Raw genomic sequence first — 18,207 nt, 5'->3', positions numbered from 1 at the left:
GCCATCTTTGCCCAGGACCGCTATGCCATTGAGCTGGCCTCCAAAAAGCTGACCCATGCCGCCGGCAACTACTACATCAACGACAAGCCCACCGGCGCCGTGGTAGGCCAGCAGCCCTTTGGCGGCGGCCGTGCCTCCGGCACCAACGACAAGGCCGGCGCTCAGCTCAACCTCACCCGCTGGGTATCACTGCGCACCATCAAGGAAACCTTTGTGCCGCCGGTAGACTACCGCTATCCGTTTTTGGATAAGGAGTAAGGGGGGACTTTGGACGATGGACAATAGACAATAGACAATAGACAATAGACAATAGACAATAGACAATAGACAATAGACAATAGACTTTTGTCTTGAAGAACGAGAAAGCCGCTGCCTGTAGAAGGGGAGCGGCTTTTTTTGTTTGCTTTGTGCTTACCGCCACCAGCCTCCCCCCTGCCCCCCACTGGCCGTGCGCCTCCAAAGGGGGACAATCGTACCATGGAGCAAATGGGATTAATAATGCCTACCTTTTTGAGGTTGAGGATACAGTTAGATTTGAGAAAATAATCAGGTTGTGATGGCCACTGGAGGGTTTCAATTTATGAAAAGTCAAATACAGGTACGATTGTCTCTCTTTGGAGGGGGTAGGGGGGAGGCTGGTGGCGGTAAGCACAAAAAATCACCAAAAAAAAGCCGGTAGCGCATGCCACCGGCCCAAGTCTCAACCTGCCTTGCCGGCAGGCAGGTATCAATACGTATTACCCAATACGAAAATCAGAATGGCAGATCATCCTCCTGAATATCGCTTAGAAAGTTTCCGGGGCCGGCCTCGTTCTTGGAGGCCTGCATCCAGCTGGGGGGCTCGGGCGTATTGCCGGCTGCAGCAGGCTTGCGGTAGCCACCGTTTTGCTGGGCAGGCGCTGCACCAGCGGCCTCGCCGGTAGCCCGGTCGATGCGCCAGGCCTGCAGCGTATTGAAGTACTGAGTGGCGCCCTGGGCATTGGTCCAGGCACGGCCGCGCAGGTTAAACTGTACGTCCACCTCTTCACCGGCCTTAAAGTCGTCCAGCATATCGCAGCGGTCCTTTACCATTTCAAATTTGATATACTGCGGATATTGGGGGTTATCGGCGTACTCGATCACAAATTCCCGCTTGCTGAAGCGGTCGCTGATCTGCTGGGTATCAAATATCTCTTTAATCGTTCCTCTTACGTTCATCATAGCTGCTCAAAGTTAACCAAGTGGTGGATAACAAAGTTAATGATTCTGTTTAGCTGTAAAAAACAGTTTGGAAAAATTCCCTAATTATTTTAGCAAAAATCCAGAGTATGAAACATAACCAAAGCGAAACCGAGCAGCTTAGTGAAGAAGTACAGCGAGTCGAAACCAGTGTAAAACGGGGCTATAAAGATTATCTGGCTTTTTTTGCAGGACTGGCCTTTGGGCTGGTGGTCATGATTCTGCTGGGGCGTATCTTTTATGAATTGCTGGATTCGCTGCGGGCCGAGCAGCTGGGGCGCTTCGATGACCGCATTACGGCCTGGGTGCTGGGCTGGCAATCGCCGGCCATGGACTGGTACATGGGCACTATCACCCACCTGGGCTCACATTGGGCCTTTATTGTGCTGTCGGTGGTGCTGTTTGTGTACTTCTACCTGCGCAAGCATAACCTGCTGTTTGCCCTGCAGACCCTTATTGTGCTGCTGGTGGCGGGCGGCCTGAGCTTCTGGCTAAAAGACCTCATCGACCGGCCCCGCCCCGAGGCGGTGCACCATCTGGCCATCCGTACCCAGAGCTTTCCCAGCGGACATTCCATGAGCAGCATTGCCTTTTATGGCTTCCTCATCCACATTACCTGGCGCATCTACAACAGCCAGCTCAGAAAAATCCTGTATACCATGCTGCTGGTACTTATTATCCTGAGTGTAGGCATTAGCCGCATTTACCTGCAGGTGCACTACCCCAGCGATGTGCTCTCGGGCTTTGCCGCAGGGGGGATCTGCATGGTCATTTTTATTATGATCTTCTCCTACCTGCGCTTCCGGCAGTATCAGAAAGGCGTAGACCGCCAGCCGGAGAAGGCTACAGGCTAAAGGGTATGGGCTATCAGGTATGAGGTGTGAGGCGGCCCGGAGGCCTGGTCGGCAGATAAGCCTGCAATGGAGGGGGGTGCCAGGCGGGAGCGGCCAGACAGCGCCAAAGATCATGAAGAATCTTGTGAGTTGTGTTTATTCCACCTAATTTGTGCCGGAAGGAGGAAACAGCTACTTTTTGCCGCTACTAGAAGAGGGCACATGCAGTTCCTCCTATCATCATACCCGAAACCTCATACCCATACCCCATGAGAAAACTAGTGCTGCTGGGTTTGCTTTGCTGTGCCACGCTGGCCCAGGCGCAGAACACCCCCGATGATGTAAAAACCTTTACCCTTGACAATGGTATGAAGGTGCTGGTGCTGGAAGATCACTCCATCCCCAATGCCAATATGTACCTGTTCTGGAAGGTAGGGAGCCGCAACGAATACCCCGGCATTACCGGCCTGAGCCACTTCTTTGAGCACATGATGTTCAATGGCTCCAAAAAGTACGGGCCCAAGGAGTTTGACCGCACCATGGAGGCCGCCGGGGGAAGCAACAATGCCTACACCACCGAAAACGTAACGGTGTATACCAACTGGTTTCCCAGCTCGTCTATGGAAACCATTTTTGATCTGGAGGCCGACCGTATCGCCAGCCTGGACCTCAACGACGAGATGATCGAAAGCGAGCGCGGCGTGGTACTCAGCGAGCGCAGCACCAGCCTGGAAAACAGCAACTGGTCAAAGCTGCATGATCACCTGAAAGGCGCGGCCTTTCTGGCCCACCCCTATCGCTGGACGGTTATCGGCTATGAGAGCGACATAAAAAACTGGACCAAAGAAGACCTGCAGCGCTACTTTGAAACCTACTATGCCCCCAACAATGCTGTAGTAGTAATTGTAGGCGCTGTTAAGCTGGAGGAAGTGAAGCGGCTGGCCCGGCAGTATTTTGGCCCCATACCGGCAGCCGAGCCGCCCCGCCCGGTGCATACCGTAGAGCCCGCCCAGGAAGGGGAGCGGCGCGTGTTGGTACACAAAAGCGTAAGCACCCCCAAGCTGATGATGGGGTGGCATACCCCCTCTACCAGCCATCAGGATTACTATGCCCTGGACCTGCTCAACTCCATTCTGAGCAGCGGCAACAGCAGCCGCCTGTACAAGGCCCTGGTGGATGAGCGCCAGCTGGCCACCAGTGTTTTTAGCTATGTACCGGAGAGCTTTGATCCCAACCTGATGTACCTCTACGCCTCGGCTAGCAAGCCCGACAATGAAGCTGAGCTGGAAGCCGCCATTCATGAGGTGCTGGAAACATTCATAAAAGAAGGCCCCAGCGAGCGGGAGCTGCAAAAGGCTAAGAACGGCAAGCTTATGGAGCTCTACCGCAGCCTGGAGACCATCAACGGCAAAGCCAATACCCTGGGTACGTATGAGCTGTTCTTCGGCGATTACCGCAAGATGTTTGATGCACCCAAGGAATATGAAAAAGTAACAGCCGAGGACATCAGGCGCGTAGCCGCCCAATACCTGACCCGCCACAACCGTACCGTAGGCATTGTAAAAGACCTTTCAACCGAACTGACAGATGCGCAAGACTAACCTATATATACTACTGCTGGCCCTGTTTGCCCTGGCCGGCTCAGCACAGGCCCAAAACTTTAAGCTGCCTCCCTATCAAAAAGTGCAGCTGCCCAACGGCCTTAGCCTCTACCTGATGGAGCAGCGGGAGGTACCCCTCATCAGCGTATCGGCCGTACTGCCGGCCGGCACCATCTATGAGCAGAATAGCCCCGGACTGGCCGGCGTTACGGCCGATGCCCTCATGTTTGGGGCCGGTAACCGCAGCAAGCAGCAGATCGAGGAAGAACTTGATTTTGTGGGCGCTTCGGTAAGCACCTGGGCTACCAAAGAAACCGCCCGTCTGCAGGCTTCCTTTGCCAAAAAAGATGCGGCCCTGGTACTGGGCATTGTGCGCGACTTGCTGGTAGCGCCCCGCTTTGATGCGCAGGAGTGGGAAAAAATGCAAAGTCTCCGCCTGGTGGAGTATGATCAGGCCAAGGAAAGCCCCCGCTCTGTCATTGCCGATTACTACAATGCTTTTGTCTGGGGCGATCATCCCTACAGCCGCTCCAGCGCCGGTACCAAGGCCAGCCTGCAGGCCATTACCATCCAGGATATCCAAAACTTCTACAAGCGCACCTATACCCCCGGGGGTGCTGCACTGGCCATTGTGGGCGACTTTGATGCCCGGCAAATGCGCAAGCAGATTCAGGCCCTGTTTAAAGATTGGAAGGGAAAAGGCCAGCCTGCGCAGCAACTGGCCCAGGCACCCCAGCCGCAGGAGGCCCGGGTGCTGCTGGTAAATAAGCCAGATGCCAGCGAAACCACCTTCTACATTGGCGGCCCCGGCGTAGCCCGCAACAATCCCGACTGGGTAGCCATACAGGTGGTGAATACCATACTGGGCGGGCGCTTTACCTCCTGGCTCAACGATGAGCTGCGGGTTAACAGCGGCCTCACCTATGGCGCCCGCAGCAATTTCGACAGCTACAAGCAGGGGGGTACCTTTGCCATCAGCACCTTCACCAACAGTGAAAGCACCGAAGCAGCCGTAGACCTGGCCCTGAAAACCTACCAGCGCCTGCACCAGCAGGGCATAGATGCCGCAACGCTGGAATCGGCCAAGAACTATGTGAAGGGGCAGTTTCCGCCCCGCTACGAAACGGCCTCGTCCCTGGCCAGCCTGCTCACCGATATGTACTGGTACGGCTTTGATGAAAGCTTTATCAATGGTTTTCAGCAACAGGTAAGTGCGCTGGATGTAGCCCGGGCAAATGCCATTGCCAAAAAGTACTTTCCGGCCGATAAGCTGCAGTTTGTGCTGGTGGGCAAAGCCGATGCCCTGAAGGACCTCTCCAAAAAATGGGGTACTGTAAGCCAGAAGGAAATAAAAGACGATGGGTTCTGATTCCACGCTTCGCTAAAGCGAAGAGCCGCCCCGAGCGGCTCTTTTTTTGCCCAATCAGGAGCCGAATCTCATGACACGCCATCTTAAGAAAAGGGGAGCGGACAGGTTGCTTTCCGGTACATGCCTGCCAGGGCCAGAATGTTTAGGTACTACTTGGAAGTACCTAAACAAATAGCGGCAGTTGGCAGTTATCTGCAAATACTACTGCTAGTGTTCGTAAAAATAGAGTGTGAAGAGGGTAAATCAAACTACCGGCCGTGCCATCAGTTGCAGGCTGTGTTTGTCTGCTTTCCCCATGTATCCGTTCCGTTCAGTAAGGGGTGGCCCGGCCGCCAGCCTGGCTGATGGGATAGCCAGAAAACCGTTGCACAACGAAAATTTTGAAAAAAGTAGGTTTGTACGAATTATTGCAATCGTTTGCGGTAATTGATGCGCTATAAATTCTGCAATAGATGTTTTTTAAATGTAAGAATATAATGATATTGATAACCGACTAGCTCTTTTTGTATGCCATCAATTTTTTCCTAACCATATGAGAAACGTTCTACTTGTCCTCACTTTCCTGGGTTGCGTATTATGGCAACCCTTGTATGCCCAGGAACAGCGGGTCACCGGTACTGTTCGGGATGCAGCAACCAACGAAGCGCTTCCTGGGGTCGCTATCCTGATCAAAGGAACCAGCACGGGTACGGTTACCGACATGAATGGCGGCTATGCCATTTCTGCTCCGGGCAACGCCACCCTGGTGTTTTCCTTTATTGGCTATTCCAATCAGGAAGTGCCTATCAACAACCGAACCACCATTAATGTGCAGCTGCGGGAAGACATCGAGCAGCTGTCTGAAGTGGTGGTAGTAGGCTATGGTGTTCAGGAGAAACGGGATGCCACCGGCGCAGTAGAGTCGGTAAAGGCCGAAGATTTTAACCAGGGAGTAATTTCTTCTCCAGAGCAGCTGATCCAGGGCAAATCAGCCGGTGTGCAGATCACACAGGCCAGCGGTGAGCCCGGCAGCGGCATCAACATCCGTATCAGGGGTACCTCTTCTGTACGGGGTGGTAACAACCCGCTATTTGTAGTAGATGGGGTTCCCCTCGCGGGCGATGATGTATCGGCCGGCGGCGTGGACCTGGGACGTGGTTCCTCTTCTGCCCGTAACCCGCTCAACTTTCTGAATCCCAATGACATTGCCAGCATCGACATTCTTAAGGATGCGTCGGCTACAGCCATTTATGGCTCACGCGGTGCAAACGGTGTAGTACTGATTACCACCAAAAGTGGTAGAGGCAAAAAACAAACCGTAGAGTATGGTACACAAGTAAGCTTTGCCCGGCAGGCCAAAAAATTCGACCTGCTGGACCGCGATGAATTCCTCTACAATTACCAGCGTCTGGGTGGTGACCCCCGCACCGTAGATTTTGGCGCCGATACCGACTGGCAGGATGAGATCTCCCGCACGGCTGTTTCACAAAAGCATGACCTTTCCTACGCAAATGCCTATAAAACGGGCGACTACCGTGTAGCGCTTGGCTGGCAGGATCAGGTGGGCATTATCCGGAATTCCGGTCAGGAGCGCCTCACCGGCCGTCTGAACTGGAACCAGAGCTTTTTGAACGACAGGTTAAATCTGGGTATCCAGGGCACCGTATCCAGAGTACTTGATGAAAACCCCTATATCTCGGACAATGCCGGCTTTGAAGGAGACCTGATCGGTACCAGCTTAATTGCCAACCCTACCTGGGCAGCCTATCCAAGATCTCAGTACGATAACTCAGTTGCCAACCCCCTGGCCTATCTGGAGTTCTATGACGACAATACCGAGACCGACCGCCAGCTGCTGAATGCCTCGCTGGACTATGATATCATCCCCGGCCTTAACTTCAGAATCAACGGGGGGTATGATAACGCCACCTCCGAGCGGATTGCAGCCCTCTCAAACGAGCTGTTCCTGGGGGGTATCTTTGGCGAAGGCCGTGGTGCCATTTCGCAGGTAGATACGCGCAACAAGCTGTTTGAGGCGCTGCTAAACTATGAAAAGAGCTTTACCAACTCCAAACTAACCGCTCTGCTTGGCTATTCCTATCAGCAGTTCAATCGCTCTGGCAACAACTACCAGGGACGCGTATATGAAACCAGCGATATGGGCCAGATGACCAGCGACCTGCAGTCGGCCATAGCCCTGCTGAATGCCGATCTGGAAAGAAGAAACCTCACCTACCAGCAGTACGGCTATAACCAGACCCGCTTCTTTGTACAGGGTTTTGCCCCGGATGCAGAAGGCGAGCTGGCTTCCTTTACCCAAAACATCGAAGATCTGGATCCGGCCATCGCCGCGCAGCTTAACCTGGCCGCTGTAACCCGCGATATCTTCAGAACACGGGACGAACTGCAATCCTTCTTTGGTCGGGTAAATTATAGCCTGAACGACAAGTACCTGTTTACCGGTACCCTGCGTGCGGATGGCTCTACCAAGTTTGGTAAGAATAACCGCTATGGGTATTTCCCTTCTGCAGCCTTTAAGTGGAGATTATCTGAAGAAGCCTTTATTCCTGCCAATGTGTTTGATGACCTAAGCCTGCGCATTGGCTATGGGGTAACCGGTAACCAGGAGATCCCGCATAACCTGCACCGCCAGCGGCAGCGCTGGGGAGGCATTGGCATCGGACAGGGTGGGCAAATCCAACCTCCCGGTCTCAATGATATTACCTTTACCAATGACGACCTGCAATGGGAGCAAACCAGCCAGCTGAACCTGGGACTTGATTTCGGTTTCTTTGCCGGCAGATTCAATGGTAGCCTGGATTTTTACAGAAAGAACACAACTGACCTGCTCTTCCAGATCAATGCTCCGGCTCCTTCACCCGTACCCTTCTTCTGGCAAAACCTGGATGCGGATGTAATTAACCAGGGGGTAGAGCTGATCCTGAACTGGATTGCCATAGACCGGGATAATTTTGGGTTGGACCTGAGCGTTAACGGCTCCTACAACCACAATGAGCTTCAAAACCTGGCTGGTTCCTTCAATACGGGCGGACTAAGCGGTCAGGGCCTTACAGGCGCTTTTGTACAGAAGTTTCAAGAGGGGCAGCCCCTGAATGCTTTCTACCTGCGCGAATTCCAGGGCTTTGATCCCAATGGTCTGAACATTCACCGAGGTGGAGATATCCAGAGCTTTGTAGGTAAAAGCCCACTGCCCAAATATAATGCAGGCTTTAATGCCACGGTACGGTATAAGAACTGGGATCTGGCAGCCTACCTGTATGGTCAGTTTGGGCACTATGTTTACAACAACACTGCCAACGCCTTCTTTAGCCTTGGTGCCCTGCGCGGGGGCCGAAACATCACTGAGGATGCACTCTTTACAGGTGAGAACCCTGCCAATGCGGCTGAGCCATCTACTCGCTTCCTGGAAAAAGGTGATTTTGTACGCTTCCAGAACCTGAACCTGGGCTATACTGCCAATCTGGGCGATGGCTTTATCAAAGGTCTGCGCATCTTTGCCAGCGGTCAGAACCTTTTTGTGATCACCGAGTACTCCGGTCTTGATCCGGAGGTAAATACCAACAAAGGCCTGGATGGCTTCCCCTCTGCCGGTATTGACTATACCGCCTACCCCAGAGCCAGAACCGTATCCCTTGGTCTGAATGTGACGTTTTAATTAGCAATGAACATGAAAAAATTTAGGTTTAAACCACTATACTTTACAGCACTGGCTGTTTTGGCCTTTGGATGTACTGATCTGCAGGTAGAGGAAACGGATTCTTTGCTTGTAGAAGATGAGACCGGGAACTTTGCTGGGGTTAACCCGGGTCCCTCCCTGTCTTCTGCCTATGGCGACCTTAGAGGCTTTGGCGACCAGGCTAACCTCTATGCCCTGCTGGAAGTTACCTCCGACGAATTGCTGGTACCCACCCGGGGTACCGACTGGGGGGATAATGGCCAGTGGCGTACGCTGCACCAGCATACCTGGTCTGCCGACCACGTATTCTTCCTCAATACCTGGAATACGCTGAACTCAAACGTATACCGGCTAAACCAGCTGCTATCGCCCGTAACGGCTCAGAACTTTGACATTACAGCCCAACAGACGGCTGAGGGTAAAGTGCTGCGCGCCTACAACATGTTTCTGGTGCTGGACCTATGGGGACAAATCCCCTATCGGGAAGCTACTGACGATTATACGGTAGACCCGATCGCATTACGAGGTGCCGAAGCAGTAGACTTTATCCTCAATGACCTCAACACTGCAATCCCCGACCTTCCAAGCATTGGACCCTCCGGCAATACGCTGCAGGCCTCTAAAGCTGCTGGTCATTTCCTGCGGGCTAAAGTGTTGCTCAACCGCCACATTTATGAAGGCAGAGAGGTAAATGCGGCCGATATGGATCAGGTAATTGCCAGTGTGGATGCCATTGCGGCAGAAGGATTCGATATCGAACGGGATATGGGCTACTTTGAGATCTTTGAGCCAAGTATAGACAGCGAAACCATTTTCTGGACCAACACTGGGGTAGGTAACCGCATGTGGAATGGTCTGCACTACTACCAGACTACTCCGGACAATACCGGTGGCGGTTGGAATGGCTTCTCTACCACTGCAGAGTTCTATGCCCTCTTCGAAGGACCAAATGACACCAATGCTCCTAACTCAGGTCAGGAAGAGCGTCGGGGCTATGTGCCTACCAACGGTATTGGCTTTGGCTTCCTGGTAGGCCAGCAGTACGACCGGGAAGGCAATGCCCTGACCGACCGCTCTGGCAATCCCCTGGTGTTTACGCCTAACTTTGCAGGCATCATAGGCAATAACGAACGGCATGGTATCCGGGTGCTCAAATACCACCCCTATAACGGCGCTTATACAGAGCACCACATCCTGTTCCGTTATGCCGATGCTCACCTGATGAAAGCCGAAGCCTACGCCAGAAAAGGTGATATGGCAACAGCCCTTACCCTGATCAATGAGCTTCGGGAAGTACGCGATGCATCGCCCCTTGCTAACCTGAGCATGATGGATATCCTGGACGAGCGCGGCCGGGAGCTGTACATTGAAGGCTGGAGAAGAAACGACCAGATCCGTTTTGGTGACTTTACCACTACCTGGCCGCTGAAGGAAAACACCGAAGAGTTCCGGGTGCTGTTCCCGCTTCCGCCTTCTGCAGTAGCCTCCAACCCCAACCTGGAGCAAAACCCGGGCTATTAAGCAACGGGCATTCTATACCCTATTAGAAAGCAAGTAGCCGCAGGGTTGCTTGCTTTCTTTTTACTTTTGTGCAAATTAGAAGAAAGCGGTACTTTAAAAAGAGTGCCTGCGGGCCCTCCCTGCCAGAGCGCAGCAAGAGGCCATTGCCCTTTGCTGCCTGCCAGTAGATAGCCCCCGCTTTTACGACTACCTTTACGGAAGAATGATGAGGATTGCGCCTGCGCTGTTACTGTTTCCCCTTGCTGCTCATTTGCTGTTTTCCTGCCAGGAAAAAACAAGCGAACCTGAGCGGCTCTTTACCCGCCTGGAGGCCGCCCAAACCGGGGTGCACTTCAAGAACATGCTCACCCTGAGCGAAGACCTGGATGTGTTCCGCTACCGCAACTACTACAATGGCGGAGGCGTGGCCATAGGCGATATCAATGGCGATGGCTTGCCCGATCTCTTTTTTACCGCCAACATGGAGCAAAACCGGCTCTACCTCAACAAAGGAAATTTTCAATTTGAGGACATTACCGAGAAAGCTGGTATCCTGAACGACAAGGTATGGGCCACCGGCGTCAGCATGGCCGATGTGAACGGCGATGGCCTGCTGGACATCTACGTCTGCAACTCGGGCGATGTGTTTGGCGGCAAGCGGGAAAATGAGCTTTACATCAACAACGGAGATCTCACCTTTACCGAGAGCGCCGCAGCCTATGGCCTGGCCGATAAAGGTTTTGGCACCCATGCGGCCTTTTTTGATTTTGATCAGGATGGCGACCTGGACTGCTATGTGCTCAATAACTCTTTCCGTCCGGTGTCTTCCCTGGGCATGCAAAACATCCGCCACGAGCGCGATAGCACCGGCGGCGATAAGCTCTACCGTAATGATGGGGGCCGCTTTCTGGACATTAGCGAAGAAGCCGGCATCTGGGGAAGCGTAATCGGCTTTGGCCTGGGCGTAACCGTAGCCGATGTGGATGGCGACGGCTGGCAGGACATTTACATCTCTAACGACTTCTTTGAGCGGGATTACCTCTACATCAACCAGAAGGACGGTACCTTTAAAGATGAGCTCCCCCAGCGCATGGGCCACATCTCCAACTTCTCCATGGGTACCGATGCGGCCGACCTCAACAACGATGGTCACCCGGAGATCTTTGTGACCGACATGCTGCCCGAGAGCGACCAGCGCCTCAAAACCATGGTCAATTATGAAGATTATGATGTGTACCAGCTGCGCCTGGCCAATGACTATTTTGAGCAGTACATGCGCAACACCCTGCAGCTGAACCGGGGCGACGGCAGCTTTGCCGAAGTGGGCCAATTTGCCGGTGTAGCCGCTACTGACTGGAGCTGGGGTGCCCTTATTGCCGATTTTAACAACGACAGCCGCAAGGAGATCTTTGTGACCAATGGCATCGAGCGGGACCTCATCGACCAGGACTTCATCAACTACCTGGCCTCTGAAGAAACCCTGCTGGCTACCATGAAAAGCGGCAAGGCAGATTTCAAGAGCCTGGTAGAAAAAATGCCCTCTACCAAACTCCCCAACTACATGTTTCGCCAAACGGCCCCCCTGCGCTTTGAGAATGTGGCCGAGGCCTGGGGCCTGGGTGAGCTAACCTTCTCCAATGGCGCTGCCTATGGCGACCTGGATGGCGACGGCGACCTGGACCTGGTGGTGAACAACCTGCAGGAGGGGGCCATGCTTTACCGCAACAATTCCGACAAGCAGGCGGCCAATAACTACCTGAAGATATCCCTGAAAGGACCGGATAAGAATACGTATGGGGTAGGCGCCCGCATCTGCGCCTACACCGGGGGGCAGGTGGTGATGCTGGAAAATGTTCCTACCAAAGGCTTTCAGTCGTCCATGGACTATACCATGTTGATGGGCCTGGGCAAGGCAAAAAGCCTGGATAGCCTGGTGGTGCACTGGGGCTATGGCAAAATGCATAGTCTGAAGGGGGTAAAAACCAACCAGCACCTGACGCTGGATATCAAAGACGCCCAAGACGGCAGCCCCACACTCCTGCAGCCGGCTGCCAATGCCGTTTTTAGCCCTCTTGCGCTTACTACCGACATTCGCCACACTGAAAATAGCTATGTAGACTTTAACCGCCAGCGCCTCACCTATCACATGCTCTCCAAAGAAGGGCCCGCCCTGGCCGTAGCCGATATCAATGGCGATGGCCTGGACGATGTGTATGTAGGCGGAGCAGCCGGTCAGGCCGGCCAGCTGTACCTGCAAACGGCCAGCGGTGGCCTTAGCCCCCTGGCGCAGCCGGTGTTTGAAAAAGACCGGGAGCAGGAAGATGTGCGGGCCGCCTTTTTTGATGCCAATGGCGATGGCCTGCCCGACCTCTATGTGGCCAGCGGCGGCAACGAATTTGCTTCATCCCCCCGCCTGCTGCAGGACCGCCTGTACCTGAACAGGGGCCAGGGCCGTTTTGAGCGCTGCACTGATTGTCTGCCGCAGTTCTATGCCATGGCCTCTGCGTTGAAGCCGGCCGACTGGGATGGCGATGGCGATCTGGACCTATTTGTGGGCAGCCGTGCCCTGGCCGGTCAGTATGGCCTGGCCGCTCCCAGCTATCTGCTGCAAAACGACGGCAAGGGAAATTTTACCAACGTAACCGCCAAAGTATCACCTACGCTGGGTGAGTGGGGCATGGTAACCGATGCCAGCTGGGCCGATATCGACAGCGATGGCGACCTGGACCTGCTGGTGGTAGGCGATTGGAGCGCGGTAACCATCTTCAAAAATAACGGCGCCAACCTGGAGCGCCTCTACAATACCGAAGGCCTGGAAAATACCCAGGGCTGGTGGAACAGCATTGCCGCCTCCGATCTGGATGGCGATGGCAATGTAGACCTGATCGTAGGCAACTGGGGCCTCAATTCCAAATTCTCGGCTTCGCCCCAGGCGCCACTTGCCCTCTATGTAGCCGATTTTGACGAGAATCAGGCCCTTGACCACATTTTTGCCCGCACCCTGCCCGACGGCAAGGAGTACCCCCTGGTGCTGCGGCATGACCTGGTACGGCAGCTGCCCGGCAAAAAGAAAAATACACCACCTACAAAGCCTACGCCGGCCAAACGGTACAGGATGTGTTTTCTGCCCAGGAACTGCAGGGCGCCCTGCGCCGGGAAGCCCATACCCTTAGCAGCAGTGTGATCTGGAATAATGGAGATGGCACCTATACGGTACAGCCTCTGCCCGATGAGGTGCAGTGGGCTCCCATTCGCTCCATACTGGTGCATGATTTTGATGGCGATGGGGCGCAGGAACTGCTGCTGGCTGGTAATTACGGAGGCACCAAGCCCGAAGAAGGCCGCTACGATGCCAACAGCGGCCTGCTGCTAAAGCTTAATGCCGACCGTAGCTTCCAGGTGCTGTCTCCGCGGCAGTCCGGCCTGCAGCTGCGCGGCGTAGTAAATGGCGCCGCCCTGCTAAACGGACCCAACGGCAAAGGCCGGGTTATTTTTGCCCGAAACAACGAAACGGTACAGCTCTATGAATATTAAATCTTCCCTGGCCGCAGTCCGGCTGCTGGGCCTCTGCCTTGGCCTGGCCGCCTGTGGCTCTACCGAGGACCCTCGCTTTGCCCTAGTGAGCCCCGAGCAAAGCGGCATCCATTTTGAGAACAGGCTGGAGGAAACCGTACAGCTCAACATCTTTTCCTACCTCTACTTTTACAATGGAGGGGGGGTAGCCGCCGGCGACCTGAATGGCGATGGCCTGCCCGATCTCTACTTTACCGCCAACCAGCACGAGAACAAGCTCTATCTCAACCGGGGCGATTTCAAATTCGACGACATTACCGAGCAGACAAAGTTGCAGGGTAAAAAAGGATGGACCACCGGCGTTACCATGGCCGATGTGAACGGCGATGGCCGGCTGGATATCTACGTAAGCCAGCTTGGCGATTTTCAGAACATCCAGGGCAAAAATCAGCTCTACATCAACCAGGGCAATGATGCCAGCGGTATCCCTCAGTTTAAAGATGAGGCCCATGCCTACGGGCTGGCACTCATTGGCTTCTCTACCCAGGCCGCTTTCTTTGATTATGATGGCGATGGCGACCTGGACATGTACATGCTCAACCACTCGGTACATGCCAACGGCACCTACGGCAAAGCTACACTGCGGGCCGAAACCCACCCCCTGGCCGGCGATAAGCTCATGCGCAACGATGGCGGCAAATTTGTGGATGTGACCCGGGAAAGCGGCATCCACAGCAGTGCGCTGGGCTATGGCCTGGGCATTACCGTAGCCGACATCAACTGGGATGGCTGGCCGGATATCTATGTGGGCAACGATTTCCACGAAAACGACTACCTCTACCTCAACAATGGGGATGGCACCTTTACCGAAGCCCTGGGCTCGGCCATGGGGCACACCACCCGCTACTCCATGGGCAACGATGTGGCCGACATCAACAACGACGGCCTGCCCGATATCCTCTCGGTAGACATGCTGCCGTCTGATCCCGAAAAGCTCAAAGCATCTGCCGCCGAAGACCCCTACGAGGTTTATAATTTTAAATTAGACTATGGCTACAACCACCAGTTTGCCCGCAATACACTGCAGCTCAACCAGGGTGGGGGCAAATTCAGCGAAATAGGCCTGCAGGCGGGCATTGCCGCCACCGACTGGAGCTGGTCGGGCCTGTTTGCCGACCTGGACCTGGATGGCTACAAGGATATCTACATTGCCAACGGCATCAAGCGCCGCTCCAATGATCTGGACTATATCAATTTCATCTCCAGCGAAGCCGTACAGTCCCGGCTGGAGGGCAACCTTACAGAAGACGACCTGCTGCTCACCGAGCAGATGCCGGTGGTAAAGATCCCCAATGCGGCCTTCCGCAACCGCGGGGATCTGAGCTTTGAGGATGTATCGCAACGCTGGGGCCTCAACCAGGACTCCTTCTCCAATGGCGCTGCCTATGCCGACCTGGATGGCGACGGCGATCTGGACCTAATCACCAACAACATTGACCAACCTGCTTTTCTATACAAAAACCTCACCATCGACGGCGAAAAGCAGGATAACAACTGGCTGAAAATAAAGCTGGAAGGCGAGGGGGGAAACCGTTTCGGCATCGGCACCAAGATCATTGTGCCCATGCAGGACCAGACCCGCACCCTGGAGCATTTCCCTACCCGGGGCTACCAGTCGGCCGTAAGCGATGATCTTACGCTGGGCGCCGGCCAGGCCCGGGTAATCGATACCCTTATTGTTGTCTGGCCCGACGGACGTTTTCAGAAACTCCATCGGGTGGGCGTAAACCAGACACTTACCCTTCGGCAGGCTGAGGCTGGCGGGAAATACAGTTTCGCTCCGGCCGCCCCCTCCAGCACCCTCTTTACCGACATTAGCCCTGCATACCCCATCCCCTATACTCATCAGGAGAATAAGTTTGAGGAATTTAACCGGGAACCCCTGATCCCCCACATGGCCTCTACCGAAGGGCCGGCCCTGGCCGTGAGTGATGTGAATGGCGATGGCCTGGACGATATCTTTGCCGGCGGAGCCAAGCGCCAGCCGGGCCAGCTGCTGCTGCAGACCGCAGGGGGCTTTGTACCCTCTAACCAGCCCCTTTTCAGGGCCGACAGCCTGGCCGAAGATACAGGAGCCCTTTTTCTGGATTATGATGGCGATGGCGACCTGGACCTGGTAGTGGTCAGCGGCGGCAACGAATTTCAAACTACGAGTGCCCCCCTGGAGGTACGCTTCTATAAGAACGGGGGTGGTGGCACCTTCAGCCGGGACCAGCAGGCCGCTCCGGGACTCTTTACCACGGCTTCCTGCGTACGGGCAGCCGATTTTGATCGGGATGGTGACCTGGACCTCTTCATTGCAGGCCGGGTGCTTCCCTGGAACTACGGGCTCAGTCCCAAAAGCTTTTTGCTTGAGAATACAGGGGATGGTCGCTTTAAAGACATTACCGCTTCGGTAGAAGGCCTGCAGGAAGCCGGCATGATCACCGATGCCGCCTGGGCCGATCTGGGGGGCAATGGGTACCCCGCGCTGGTGCTGGTAGGGGAGTGGATGCCGGTGACTGTTTTCGCTAACCAGAAGGGCCGCCTGGCTAAAGCCGACATGCCCTCCCTTGAAAAAACCAACGGCTGGTGGAATGTGCTGCAGGTAGCCGACCTTAACGGCGATGGCCTGCCCGACCTGCTGGCAGGCAACCTGGGCCTCAACTCCAAGTACAAGGCCAGCGCCGAAGAACCCGTTACGCTTTATGTGAATGATTTTGATGGAAATGGCAAGACTGATCCCCTCATCTACCACTACATCGGGGGCAAGCAGTACCTTTTTGCTACGAAGGACGAGCTGGTAAGCCAGCTGCGGGCCGTAAAGGGCAAGTTTGTGAAGTACGAGGAATTCGCCAAAACCGACCAGACCAAACTTTTTGAGAACAAACTGATGGAGGCGGCCGAAAAGCGCTATGCCTATGAGTTTCGCTCGGGAGCCTTCCTGAACGATGGCAAGGGGGGCTTCCGGTTTCAGCCCTTCCCGGCCCAGGCGCAGTTCTCCCCCATACGGGCCCTGCACCTGCTGGATGCCGATGGCAATGGGCAGCTGGATGTGCTCAGCGCCGGCAATTTCTGGGAGGTGAACATACAACGCGGCCGTTACGATGCCGGCAGAGGTACCCTGCTGCTCAACAAGGGAGCTGGCGCATTTGCAGCCCTCAGCCTGGCCCAAAGTGGTCTGTTGCTGGAAGGCCAGGTGCGGGACATACAGCCCATACGCCTCCAGGGCCGGCCGGCCCTGGTAGTGGCCCGCAACAACGCCCCCCTGCAGGTGCTGGCCCTTACCGGTAGCCTGCCCGCTGTGGCTGCCGAACAGATTGCATTGAAGGGGGGGGAATGATGAAAAGAATGTGTGTAAGCATGGCAAAAACCTCCCGGACAATGGGGATGGCCCTCACAGGCCATACTGGGAATATGCCTCCCCTTTGGGGCTCGTTGGTACTCTTTACCAGACAACCCAAGCCCCAAAGGGGCGACATACCAGTAGCATGGCCTGTGAGGGCCATGCGTGTTGGGCATATGGCCCCGCCCCCATCGGATCATGCACTACGCGCCATCCCCCTTTAGACCATACCCTCTCCAAAAACACCAAAACACCATCATCCATCTATGAACCGCCCATTTTTTTGCTCTTCTCCTTCTCCTGCTCATCAGCTCAACAGCCCTGGGCCAGCAGCGGCGCAGCCAGCCACAGGACCTCAGCCAGTCGCCCTGGCACATTGTGGCCGATAAGATCGACCCCAACAACTATTACGGCGTAACGGTGGCTAACGGCATGGTGGCCTGGTTTCCTCGCCGGAGCCCATGAAGGTGGCCGATGTGGTGCTCAACGGGGTGTTTGACTACTACCAGCGGGGCCGCGTATCCAACATCCTCAAGACCTTTAACCATGCCAACATGAACCTGGATGTGGACGGCCGCCGCATTTCCTCCCGCGATGTGCAAAACTACCGCCAGACGCTGGACATGCAAAGGGCCGCCCTCACCACTACCTTTGATGTGGGCGATAAGCTCAGTGTTACCCATACACTGATGTCGTTGCGCCACCTGCCCTATACTGCGCTCACCATTGTAGAGCTGCGGGCTAAAAAGGCGGTGCAGGTAACCCCCATGAGTGTGATTGAGGCGCCCAATCACCTGGTGGATGTGCGCAATACCTATAGCGAGATTGACCGCCCGCATGTGAAGATCCCTCTGCTGACCTCCTCTGCCAAAAGTCCCTCGGGCCGGCATACGGTGGCGGCCTCCAACAGCTTTATCTTTTCCGAACCCCATGGGCAGGAGCCCCAGCTTATCCACGAAGACTGGGACTACAACATGCACCTGGCCAAGTTCCACAAACAGCTGAAAGCGGGCGAAACCTACCGCTTTTCCGTGGTGTCCTCGGCCGTATCAACCGCCGACAACGACCCCCTGAACGAAGCCGAGCGCCTCACCATCTTTGCCATGCTGGAG

At 54.9% G+C, this 18,207-nt stretch carries 10 protein-coding genes and 1 pseudogene; 10 read left to right on the top strand and 1 reads right to left on the bottom strand.

The features are described from left to right. On the top strand, nt 1-258 hold a 258-nt coding region (locus tag ADICEAN_RS15380; protein WP_040397494.1), incomplete at its 5' end, for an aldehyde dehydrogenase family protein. 495 nt (nt 259-753) lie between these two features. Here the strand turns inward: ADICEAN_RS15380 and ADICEAN_RS15375 are convergent. Beyond that, nucleotides 754-1,200 (bottom strand): DUF3127 domain-containing protein, encoded by a 447-nt coding sequence (locus ADICEAN_RS15375; protein WP_009196550.1) that lies wholly within the window; start codon nt 1,198-1,200, stop codon nt 754-756. Nucleotides 1,201-1,307: 107 nt separating this feature from the next. Between ADICEAN_RS15375 and ADICEAN_RS15370 the strand changes: the two genes are divergently transcribed. The 9 genes and pseudogenes from ADICEAN_RS15370 to ADICEAN_RS15335 all read left to right on the top strand — a co-directional run. After that, the gene (locus ADICEAN_RS15370; protein WP_009196549.1) at nt 1,308-2,072 is read left to right on the top strand and encodes a phosphatase PAP2 family protein; all 765 of its coding nucleotides are present in this window, start codon (nt 1,308-1,310) and stop codon (nt 2,070-2,072) included. Nucleotides 2,073-2,320: 248 nt separating this feature from the next. Next, nucleotides 2,321-3,652, top strand: coding sequence for a M16 family metallopeptidase (locus tag ADICEAN_RS15365; protein WP_009196548.1), 1,332 nt, complete (start codon nt 2,321-2,323; stop codon nt 3,650-3,652). After that, on the top strand, nt 3,639-5,021 hold the full coding sequence (locus ADICEAN_RS15360; RefSeq protein ID WP_009196547.1) for a M16 family metallopeptidase: 1,383 nt from the start codon (nt 3,639-3,641) through the stop codon (nt 5,019-5,021). The genes ADICEAN_RS15365 and ADICEAN_RS15360 overlap by 14 nt, the downstream gene beginning before the upstream one ends. Before the next feature lie 586 nt (nt 5,022-5,607). Beyond that, nucleotides 5,608-8,676: a SusC/RagA family TonB-linked outer membrane protein gene (locus tag ADICEAN_RS15355; protein WP_236612936.1), complete on the top strand. Its 3,069-nt coding sequence runs from the start codon at nt 5,608-5,610 to the stop codon at nt 8,674-8,676. A gap of 12 nt (nt 8,677-8,688) precedes the next feature. After that, a complete protein-coding gene (locus tag ADICEAN_RS15350; protein WP_009196545.1) occupies nt 8,689-10,218 on the top strand; it encodes a RagB/SusD family nutrient uptake outer membrane protein in 1,530 nt (509 codons plus the stop codon). 202 nt (nt 10,219-10,420) lie between these two features. Beyond that, on the top strand, nt 10,421-13,381 hold the full coding sequence (locus ADICEAN_RS15345; RefSeq protein ID WP_009196544.1) for a VCBS repeat-containing protein: 2,961 nt from the start codon (nt 10,421-10,423) through the stop codon (nt 13,379-13,381). Next, nucleotides 13,315-13,731 carry a hypothetical protein gene (locus ADICEAN_RS21440; protein ID WP_051068875.1) on the top strand — a complete coding sequence of 139 codons (417 nt, stop codon included), beginning with the start codon at nt 13,315-13,317 and terminating at the stop codon, nt 13,729-13,731. Before ADICEAN_RS15345 ends, ADICEAN_RS21440 begins: the two co-directional genes overlap by 67 nt. Beyond that, entirely contained in the window at nt 13,721-17,092 is a 3,372-nt protein-coding gene (locus ADICEAN_RS15340; RefSeq protein ID WP_009196542.1) for a VCBS repeat-containing protein, read from the top strand. Before ADICEAN_RS21440 ends, ADICEAN_RS15340 begins: the two co-directional genes overlap by 11 nt. 464 nt (nt 17,093-17,556) lie before the next feature. Beyond that, a pseudogene (locus tag ADICEAN_RS15335) lies at nt 17,557-18,207 on the top strand (glycoside hydrolase family 65 protein); the annotation flags it as partial.

This window comes from Cesiribacter andamanensis AMV16 (genome assembly GCF_000348925.1).
In the GTDB taxonomy this organism is placed as follows: Bacteria; Bacteroidota; Bacteroidia; order Cytophagales; family Cyclobacteriaceae; genus Cesiribacter; species Cesiribacter andamanensis.
The sequence above is the reverse complement of the archived record's forward strand: the minus strand, read 5'-3'. Positions and strand labels throughout refer to the sequence as shown.

What these genes read in the sequence shown, in the direction of transcription:
- ADICEAN_RS15375 (WP_009196550.1), bottom strand. Translation starts at nt 1,200, where the DNA reads ATGATGAACGTAAGAGGAACGATTAAAGAGATATTTGATACCCAGCAG.
- ADICEAN_RS15370 (WP_009196549.1), top strand. Translation starts at nt 1,308, where the DNA reads ATGAAACATAACCAAAGCGAAACCGAGCAGCTTAGTGAAGAAGTACAG.
- ADICEAN_RS15365 (WP_009196548.1), top strand. Translation starts at nt 2,321, where the DNA reads ATGAGAAAACTAGTGCTGCTGGGTTTGCTTTGCTGTGCCACGCTGGCC.
- ADICEAN_RS15360 (WP_009196547.1), top strand. Translation starts at nt 3,639, where the DNA reads ATGCGCAAGACTAACCTATATATACTACTGCTGGCCCTGTTTGCCCTG.
- ADICEAN_RS15350 (WP_009196545.1), top strand. Translation starts at nt 8,689, where the DNA reads ATGAAAAAATTTAGGTTTAAACCACTATACTTTACAGCACTGGCTGTT.
- ADICEAN_RS15345 (WP_009196544.1), top strand. Translation starts at nt 10,421, where the DNA reads ATGATGAGGATTGCGCCTGCGCTGTTACTGTTTCCCCTTGCTGCTCAT.
- ADICEAN_RS15340 (WP_009196542.1), top strand. Translation starts at nt 13,721, where the DNA reads ATGAATATTAAATCTTCCCTGGCCGCAGTCCGGCTGCTGGGCCTCTGC.